This is a genomic window from Yoonia sp., assembly GCF_046292185.1.
In the GTDB taxonomy this organism is placed as follows: Bacteria; Pseudomonadota; Alphaproteobacteria; order Rhodobacterales; family Rhodobacteraceae; genus Yoonia.
This window is the reverse complement of record NZ_JBKBQY010000006.1, coordinates 60,010-68,514: the sequence shown is the minus strand read 5'-3', so window position 1 is coordinate 68,514 and position 8,505 is coordinate 60,010. Positions and strand designations below refer to the sequence as shown.

Below are 8,505 nucleotides of genomic sequence, written 5' to 3'. Positions count from 1 at the left end.
CCCAGCTGACCGACACCGGTGCCACACGCGGTGCCGACCTGCCCGGCATGCTGCCGCAACTGGGCGATGGCGCGGACACACAACGCGCGTTCTACACACAACAGGACATGCGCGATGTGGTGGCCCATGCCACAGCCCTTGGCGTGGATGTGATGCCCGAAATCGAAACACCGGGCCATGCCGCCTGCGTGCTGGCCGCGTTGCCCCATCTGGCCGACCCCGATGAAACGCCTGACAGCTATTATTCGGTGCAGGGCTATTTCAACAACGCGCTGAACCCCGCCGTGCCCGAAACCTTTACCATGCTCGAAACCGTCTTTGACGAAATCGCCGCGATCTTTCCGTCCCGCTACGTCCATATCGGCGGGGATGAGGTGGCCGCGAACGCATGGCTTGCCTCACCGCTGGCGCGCGCGCTGATGGAACGCGAAAACCTGTCCGGCACGTTTGAACTGCAAAGCTGGTTCCTGCGCCGGGTCAAGGCGATGCTGTCCGCGCGCGGCAAAGTCATGGTCGGCTGGAACGAGATCGCCCATGGCGGCGGCGTACCGCCCGAAGACACGCTGCTGATGGCATGGGAAAACCCCCAAGTCGGCATCGACCTTGCAAAGCAGGGCTATGACGTCGTGATGACACCGGGTCAGGCCTATTACCTTGACATGGTGCAATCGGATGACTGGCTTGACAACGGCGCAGGCTGGGCCGGTCCCGTCCCCCCCAAACAAAGCTATACCTACGAGGCCGAGGGTGATTTCCCCGCCGACCTGCGACAGCAGATGCGCGGCGTGCAGGCCTGTATCTGGTGCGAACATTACACCACCAAGGCATGGTTCAACGATCTGGTCTTCCCCCGCCTCAGCGCCGTGGCCGAGGCTGGCTGGACGCAGTCCGCCGCCAAGGACTGGCACCGCTTCGCCCGGCAGGTCCGCCTGCATCCCACGCTGTAACCCCCGGACGGCCCCCCGCCCATGATTATGAAAGACACCACGATGCGCATTGCTGTCGGCGGCATCCATACCGAATGCTCGACCTATTCCCCGGTTCTGATGCAGACCGAAGACTTCACCGTGCTGCGCGATGCCGATCTGACAGACAGCCCCTATTTCGGCTTTCTGTCGGATTTCGACGCAGACATCGCCCCCCTGCTGCATGCGCGCGCGGTGGCGGGCGGGCCGGTCGCCCGCCCGGTCTATGACGCGTTCAAGGCCGAATTTCTGGACCGGCTGGAGGCCGCGAAACCCTTTGACGCGGTCTATCTTGCGATGCATGGCGCGATGTTCGTGGACGGGATGCAGGATGCCGAAGGCGACTGGATCGCCGCCATCCGCGCCGCCGTGGGTCCGGATATGATGATCGCCTGCAGCTATGACCTGCATGGCAATGTGTCCCAGCGCATCACCGACCAGATTGATATCTTTGCCGCCTATCGCACCGCCCCGCATATCGACGTGGCCGAAACCATGACCGCCGCCTATGCGATGCTGATCGACGCGCTGACCACCGGCCAGCGTCCCGGCGTGGTGCGCGTCCCTGTGCCGCATCTGCTGCCCGGCGAAAGATCGGCCACCACAGATGAACCTGCGCGTAGCCTTTACGCAGCCCTGCCAGCACATGAAGGCACGGGCATCTGGCGCACCGATCTGATGATCGGTTATGTCTGGGCAGATGAACCGCGCGCCACGGCCTGCGCCGTCGTCACCGGCACGGACCGCGATGCCGCCATTGCCGCGGGCGCCGCCATCGCCCGTGCGTTCTGGGCCGCGCGCGATGAATTTGCCTTTGGCCCGCGCACCGGACCCTTGGCAGAGATGCTTGATATCGCCGCAGCCGCGACAACGCGCCCTGTTATCCTTGCCGACAGCGGCGACAATCCCACGGGCGGCGGTGTCGGCGACCGCGCCGATGTGCTGGCCGCGCTGATCGCGCAGAACTGGCAGGATGCGCTGGTCGCAGGCATCACCGACCGCGCCGCGGTCATGGCCTGTTTCGCCGCAGGCACGGGCAAGACACTTAACCTTGGCATCGGCGCATCGCTGGACCCTGCCGGTGTCCGCGTCCGGGCACAGGCACGGGTGCTTCACCTGCATGACAGCCCTGATGACGCAGGGAAACAAGCCGTGCTTCAGATCGGCGGCATCACCTTGGTGCTGGCCGCCAGACGCCGCCCCTATCACAATATCGCGGATTTTCAGGCACTGGGGCTGGACCCGGCCCGCGTGAAACTGCTGGTGGTGAAATCAGGCTATTTGTCGCCCGAACTTGCGCCGCTGGCCGCGCCCAACCTGATGGCGCTGACCGACGGCGTGGTCAATCAGGACATTCCCCGCCTGTCCAACCTGCACCGCGCGGCGGGAACCCTGCCGTTTGACGCACGCGACAGTTTCACCCCTGATCCGCAACCATCCGCACGGTTCACCGGCTGATCATGTCCGCATGGTTCACGATCCTGCGCGATCATTCCGTCGTGCGCGTGTCCGCAGGCGCGATCTTTCTTTACGGTTTCGCCGGGGCCGCAACATCGCCCTATCAGGCGGTTGTCGGCATCCGCGAACTGGGGCTGTCGGACCTGACTTATGCCGCGATCACCTTTGTCGCCGCGATTGCGCATGTCGTGATCGCGGTGGCCAGCGGGTATCTTTCGGACAGATACCAAAGCTACCGCCTGCCGCTGATCATCGTGTCATCCTTCGGGCTGATCGGGTTCGGCATCATCTGGCTGAACCCCACGCCGCTGACGTTTGCCCTTGCCACCATCGCGCCCTTGGCATTGTTCCACGCGACCAATTCGCTGCTGTTCGGCAATGTGCGCGCGAAAACCGACAGTTTCGCGCCGGACCAAGCCGCGATCGCCAATGCGTTGATGCGGATCATGGTCTCGCTGTCATGGGTGCTGGTGCCGGGTATCGTGGGGCTGATCCTTGCGCGTCAGGACAGCATGATCACTGCCTATCTTCTGGCGGCGGTCTTTGCGGCGGGCTGTCTTGCCGTCATCCTGTTCGGGATGGAGCCCGACACAAAGGCACCCCGCCCCACCGGGCCGCGCATAGCGCCCCTGCCCGACCTGATCGGCGTATTGTCACCCGGCATGATCCTGCGCATCGCCGGTGTCGCGCTGGTCACACAGGTGCTGACCGTGAACGCCACGGTCCTGCCGCTGATCATCACTGGGCGCGCGAATGGCACCGCATCCGATATCGGCTTTCTCGTCGGACTTGTCGCGTTGCTGGAGGTGATCTTTATGATCTTCTGGGCCAATGCCGTGCGCTATATGCACCTGACCACCGCACTGGCGATATCGGCAGTGCTTTATCTGGTCTATCTGTCCGCCATTTCCGTCGCCACGGCACCTTGGCATGTCTATGCCGCCAGCGTGATCGCGGGCGTGTCCGCGGCCGGGATCATTTCCTTGCCGATCAGCTATCTGCTGGACCTGATCCGCAACCGGCCGGGCCTGTCGGCATCGCTGATCGCGGTGAATATGTTTCTGGGTGCCGCCCTTGGATCGGCCGTCTTTGCGCTGGGGGCCGCGATCAGCGGCTATGGCACAGCCGCCGTTCTGGGCGGGATCGCAGGCGTCATCGGTGCGGCAATGCTGGTTTATCTGGAAAGGCGTACACCATGATCACCCTTGAAATCTGTGTCGATGATCCTGCCAGTCTGTTGAATGCCGCCCAAAACGGCGCAGACAGGATCGAGCTTTGTTCCGCCCTGTCCCTTGGCGGGTTGACACCCTCTGCCGGGCTGATGCAGCTGGCCGCCACCCTGCCGCTGCCAGTGATGGCGATGATCCGCCCCCGCGCGGGCGATTTCATCTGGATTCAGGCCGAGATCGACACGCAGCTCGCCGATATTGCAACAGCCCGCGCCCATAATCTGGCAGGTGTGGTCATCGGGGCGTCACTGCCCGATGGCAGCCTTGATGCCGCAACGCTGACACAGCTTGTCGCGGCAGCAAAAGGGCTGGATATCACATTGCACCGCGCCATCGATCTGACGCCTGATCCGGTCGCCGCGCTGCGGATCTGCGCCGGACTGGGGATCAGCCGCGTGCTGTCATCGGGCGGGGCCACCACCGCGCATGACGGATTGCAGCGGCTGGTTGCGATGCAGGCCGCCGCCACCGGTGTCGCGATCATGCCCGGCGGCGGCATCACGGCGGCCAATGTCACCGAGATCAACCGCCACCTTCACCTGACCGATGTCCATGCCTCGGGCAGCGCGCCCGCATCCCCGCACGACGATCCCCGGATCGCGGCCTTCGGGTTTCAGCACGCGCAGGCCCGAGTGACTGACGCCGGTCACATCCGGGCCCTGCGCACAGCTCTCGATCAGCTGGCCGGTGCCGCCACGCGCGGGTGAACCAGTTCATAGTAATCGCGCAGCGCCAGCGCGCTGGCCGCCTCTTCGTCCAGCACCACAGTGACATTGCGGTGCATCTGCAGGATCGACGCCGGACAGGCGGCGCTGACCGGCCCTTCGATCATCTGCGCGACAATCCTTGACTTGTTCGCACCAAAGGCCAGCAACACGATATCTTGCGCGCGCATGATCGTGCCGATCCCCATGGTGATGGCAAGGCGCGGCACATCGTCATCCGATGTGAAATAGCGCGCGTTCGCGTCCCGTGTGGATTGCGTCAGCGTCTTGATCCGGGTCAGCGACGACAGACTTGATGTGGGTTCATTGAACCCGATATGCCCATTCGCCCCCAGCCCCAGCAATTGCAGGCCGATATCGCCCGCCGCGACAATCGCCGCCTCATAGCGCGCGGCCTCGACCACCGGATCAGCCGCATCGCCGCGCGGCAAATGCGTGCGACCGGGCATGAAATCGACATGATGAAAAAACTTTTCACGCATATAGGCCCAGTAGGAGCACGGATGATCCGGCGTTAGCCCAATATATTCATCCAGATTGAACGATTGCGCCTGCGCAAAGCTGACACCGGTCGCACGGTACCGCGCGATCAGGTCGTCATAAACAGCCTCCATCGTGCCACCGGTGGCCAGTCCCAGCACGACATCGGGGTCGCGTGCGATGCGGTCCACAATCAGCCCGGCAACACATTCAGTCGCGGTTTCGCGTGTCTGATGGATCAGGACTTTCATCGCCGCTTACCCCTTGTCCGGCAGCGGTTTCCACGCCAACACGTCGATTTCAACCTTGGCATCCACCATCAGCCGCGATTCCACCGTGGACCGCGCGGGCGGATTTGCCCCGAAATGCCGTGCAAAAACAGCGTTGAACGACGAAAAATCGCGCGCATCATCCAGCCAGCAATTAACCTTGACCACATCTTCCATGCCACAACCGGCCATCGCCAGCACATCGCGGATATTGACCATCACCTGTTCGGTCTGCGCCACGATGCCGCCAGTCACGACCTCACCGTCCACGGTCGGTACTTGCCCCGACACATGGACATAATCCCCCGCGCGCACCGCCTTGGCAAAGGGGCGCTTTTGACCACCTGCCTGCGCATCTGCGGTGTCGTACCTGATAAGGCGCTGTTCAGTCATGATATCATCCCGTGAAAATTGTTTTCTTAAAGTCCCATGCGGACGCCCGGGATTCAAGCCATGTCGGGTGCCTGACGTGCTTTTTTAGGGCCAAACTTTTGTTGAAAGGTAAGTTATGGAAAATTCTTTCTCAACCCGTGCAAAAAAGCCTGACCTGGCCCCAAATCACATGTTGGTATCAGGTTGAGAGGAAAAGCGAGAGACTGTGACGCTTGAATATCCGCCTGTTGCCGTGGTGCGCGGCACCCTGCTTAACGATTTGAAATGCCCGGCCCTGCGCCGGGCCGGGCGGCAGTTTGCGCCATTGTGCCCACTGCGGGATAGTTTCGCAATTTTCTGCCCCACAAGACCGCAGAAAGAGGATAGGCGCATTTTTCCGCTCTCCGCTGGTAAAGCAGGGCCCTGCTCTCCTCTGCGGACGCTTCCTGAAACTTCCTGGAACATCCTCGCCTTCATCAGTGTTCCTTTCATTCTCATCCGATACTGAAATGAGTCAACGAAAGGAGACATCATGACCATTGCTCGTGTGACTGAAATTTCCGCCACGTCGCCGACCAGTTTCGATGATGCCGTCAGCCAGGGCATCGAACGCGCGTCAAAAACCCTTCGCAACGTTCAGAGCGCGTGGGTCAAGGATCAGAACGTCATGGTCGAGAACGGAAAAGTAAGTGCGTTCAAGGTGAACCTAGAAGTGACCTTTGTTCTTGATGACGAATAGCATTTGGCGAACCTCAACCGGGACCGAAACTCCCGTCGCGACCCCCGGCGAATGGTCCGCAGGGGTCGGGGCAGCTGGCTGGAGGCTGTTCCTCAGAGGGGCCTCAGAACCAATCACAATTGAGAGGTAAAAAAGATGAATAGATTTGCTATTGCAAGTTCCTTGGCCCTGACGGTCGCACTCGTCGGGAGCGCGACCTCGGCGCAGGAAGAGCAAGTGCAGCCCTCAGCAGAGGCCGATGGATTCGTGGAACTGACCGGTAATGATGTCTTTGCCACGCAAATTTTCGGTATGGCTGTTCTGGCACCGGATTCCGCGCTTGAAGGATCGCAGATACAGGACATCGATACCGATGAGGGCTTTGAGATAAACCAGACGGACCTGGCCGGATTTCAATATGTCGGTCGCGTCACTGATGTAATGCTAAGCCGGAGCGGAGAGGCCCGCGCAGTCGTGATAACGCAGATGACCGACACGACCGGCACCGGGACAGCCGCACCTCAAGCCGTTGATCCTACCGTCCTGCAGGTGCCGCCAGCTGCGGACATGCCGCTCCCGGGGACGATGCCCGAAATTGCCATTGACCTTGAAAGGATCGCGTTCGTCTCTGACGCGACGGTCCCGGATGTGATCTTTGCCGTGATCGACGTGAGTATGGACCAATTCTATAACGGTCCCGTGCTTGACCGGTTCGCCGGCGGGGCTCATGCGCCCGGCTGGCACGGCGGACGGGGCATGATGGCAGCACCAACCGTCGCCACACCCGGTTTTGCCCATATTCCGACGACCGAAGTTTCGGCTGATGATCTGATAGGCGCACCGTTGTATGCGGATAATTACGAGCATGTCGGCAGTATTGGCGATGTCGTGCTTAGCCCCGACGGCGAGGCAGAGTATCTGACCGTTGATATCGGGGGTTTTCTTGGCTTCGGCGCCCATGAAGTCGCGATTGGCTTTGATGAAATCACCGTTCTGCGCAGCACGACTGTCGGCGATCTGGAAGTCCATATCTCTGCAACGCGCGGCGAACTCGAGGCGCTGCCAGAATATCCCGGCTGACCGTCATGTTACCTCGTCCCGGCGGCATCTCGTCGGGGCGCGGTCAACGCAACGGATTGACCTGCACGCCCAGTATACGGCTGCGGAACTTTCCTACATCGGAGCTGTTGGAAAAAGGCCCGAAACTTTGATACGATCAGGCAATCACAGCAAAATATTACGCAGCCTTGAAACGGGCGGTGTCGTCGTCATCACCGGTGCAAGCGCTGGTGTGGGGCGCGCGACCGCCCACGCTTTTGCAAAAGCAGGCGCGAAGGTCGCGCTTATCGCGCGGGACGCCGCCGCGCTCGAACGGACCAAGGCCGAGGTGGAATCCTTCGGCACAAGCGCCGCGATATTCCCTCTCGATGTGGCCGATGCGGGCGCAGTCTTTGACGCAGCAATGCGATGCGAGGCGGAACTCGGGCCGATCGACGTCTGGGTCAACAACGCGATGACGACGGTCTTTGCGCCAGTGGCCGATCTGACGCCGGAGGAGGTGCACCGCGTGACCGAGGTGACTTATCTGGGTTATGTACACGGTACCATGGCTGCCCTGCGGCATATGCAGCGGCGCGATCACGGCGTGATCGTGCAGGTGGGTTCCGCGCTCGCCTATCGCGGCATTCCGCTGCAATCTGCCTATTGCGGCGCCAAGCATGCCATTCGGGGTTTCACCGATACCCTGCGCGCGGAACTTGTCCATTCAGAAAGTGGCATCCGGTTAACGGCCGTGCATCTGCCCGCAGTCAACACGCCACAATTCGACTGGGCGCGGACGCACCGGACAAAGCTGCCACGCCCGGTCGCGCCGGTCTATACGCCTGAAACCGCCGCCCGTGCGATCCTGAATGCGGCGCGGCATCCCGAACGCGAATACTGGCTGGGGGGCACGAGCCTGCTGACGATCCTTGCGAACATGTTGTTTCCTGGCCTTCTCGACCGCCAACTGGCGCGCGATGCGGTGGATGGGCAGGACCGGCCACAGGATGTGCCGACGGATCGCCCCGACAATCTGTTCAGCCCGGTCAGCGATGCCCATCGCACCGATGGCAGCTTTAGTGACGAGGTCCGCGCGGGCGCGCTCCGGCTGGCGGCCCCGCGTGCGCGCATGGGGATGGCATTCGGCCTGTGCCTTGTTGCGGGGGCGGCCGGTGCGATGCTTGGTGCTGCGCTGGCTTCGGGCGGGGGCAGACGGGCACGCAGCGGGCAGCGACGCGACAGATAGAG

At 62.0% G+C, this 8,505-nt stretch carries 9 protein-coding genes; 7 read left to right on the top strand and 2 right to left on the bottom strand.

Features of this window, described 5'->3' with window-relative positions:
- The 4 genes from ACK4TM_RS02460 to ACK4TM_RS02445 form a co-directional block, all read left to right on the top strand.
- Positions 1 to 947 (top strand): family 20 glycosylhydrolase (locus ACK4TM_RS02460; RefSeq protein ID WP_409696193.1); only part of this gene is annotated, 947 nt, incomplete at its 5' end.
- 21 nt (positions 948 to 968) lie between these two features.
- Entirely contained in the window at positions 969 to 2,423 is a 1,455-nt protein-coding gene (locus tag ACK4TM_RS02455; protein ID WP_409696190.1) for a M81 family metallopeptidase, read from the top strand.
- A gap of 2 nt (positions 2,424 to 2,425) precedes the next feature.
- Entirely contained in the window at positions 2,426 to 3,622 is a 1,197-nt protein-coding gene (locus tag ACK4TM_RS02450; protein ID WP_409696187.1) for an MFS transporter, read from the top strand.
- Positions 3,619 to 4,359 (top strand): copper homeostasis protein CutC, encoded by a 741-nt coding sequence (locus ACK4TM_RS02445; RefSeq protein ID WP_409696184.1) that lies wholly within the window; start codon positions 3,619 to 3,621, stop codon positions 4,357 to 4,359. Before ACK4TM_RS02450 ends, ACK4TM_RS02445 begins: the two co-directional genes overlap by 4 nt.
- Here ACK4TM_RS02445 and nagB read toward each other — a convergent pair.
- On the bottom strand, positions 4,329 to 5,108 hold the full coding sequence (gene nagB, locus ACK4TM_RS02440) for a glucosamine-6-phosphate deaminase (RefSeq protein ID WP_409696181.1): 780 nt from the start codon (positions 5,106 to 5,108) through the stop codon (positions 4,329 to 4,331). The two genes, ACK4TM_RS02445 and nagB, sit on opposite strands and share 31 nt — an antisense overlap.
- 6 nt (positions 5,109 to 5,114) lie before the next feature.
- Positions 5,115 to 5,519 (bottom strand): RidA family protein, encoded by a 405-nt coding sequence (locus ACK4TM_RS02435; protein WP_409696178.1) that lies wholly within the window; start codon positions 5,517 to 5,519, stop codon positions 5,115 to 5,117.
- 511 nt (positions 5,520 to 6,030) lie between these two features.
- On the opposite strand from ACK4TM_RS02435, the gene ACK4TM_RS02430 reads away from it, so the two are divergent.
- The 3 genes from ACK4TM_RS02430 to ACK4TM_RS02420 all read left to right on the top strand — a co-directional run bounded on the left by ACK4TM_RS02430 (position 6,031) and on the right by ACK4TM_RS02420 (position 8,503).
- A complete protein-coding gene (locus tag ACK4TM_RS02430; RefSeq protein WP_409696175.1) occupies positions 6,031 to 6,237 on the top strand; it encodes a dodecin family protein in 207 nt (68 codons plus the stop codon).
- Between the two features lie 135 nt (positions 6,238 to 6,372).
- Positions 6,373 to 7,296 carry a PRC-barrel domain-containing protein gene (locus ACK4TM_RS02425; protein ID WP_409696172.1) on the top strand — a complete coding sequence of 308 codons (924 nt, stop codon included), beginning with the start codon at positions 6,373 to 6,375 and terminating at the stop codon, positions 7,294 to 7,296.
- 127 nt (positions 7,297 to 7,423) lie between these two features.
- Positions 7,424 to 8,503, top strand: a complete 1,080-nt coding sequence (locus tag ACK4TM_RS02420; protein WP_409696170.1) for an SDR family oxidoreductase — start codon at positions 7,424 to 7,426, stop codon at positions 8,501 to 8,503.
- The last annotated feature ends 2 nt before the right edge of the window (positions 8,504 to 8,505 follow it).

Bases quoted from the DNA above. Each gene is read 5' to 3' on its own strand.
- ACK4TM_RS02450 (WP_409696187.1), top strand. From the start codon at position 2,426: ATGTCCGCATGGTTCACGATCCTGCGCGATCATTCCGTCGTGCGCGTG.
- ACK4TM_RS02445 (WP_409696184.1), top strand. From the start codon at position 3,619: ATGATCACCCTTGAAATCTGTGTCGATGATCCTGCCAGTCTGTTGAAT.
- ACK4TM_RS02425 (WP_409696172.1), top strand. From the start codon at position 6,373: ATGAATAGATTTGCTATTGCAAGTTCCTTGGCCCTGACGGTCGCACTC.
- ACK4TM_RS02455 (WP_409696190.1), top strand. From the start codon at position 969: ATGATTATGAAAGACACCACGATGCGCATTGCTGTCGGCGGCATCCAT.
- ACK4TM_RS02435 (WP_409696178.1), bottom strand. From the start codon at position 5,519: ATGACTGAACAGCGCCTTATCAGGTACGACACCGCAGATGCGCAGGCA.
- ACK4TM_RS02430 (WP_409696175.1), top strand. From the start codon at position 6,031: ATGACCATTGCTCGTGTGACTGAAATTTCCGCCACGTCGCCGACCAGT.
- nagB (WP_409696181.1), bottom strand. From the start codon at position 5,108: ATGAAAGTCCTGATCCATCAGACACGCGAAACCGCGACTGAATGTGTT.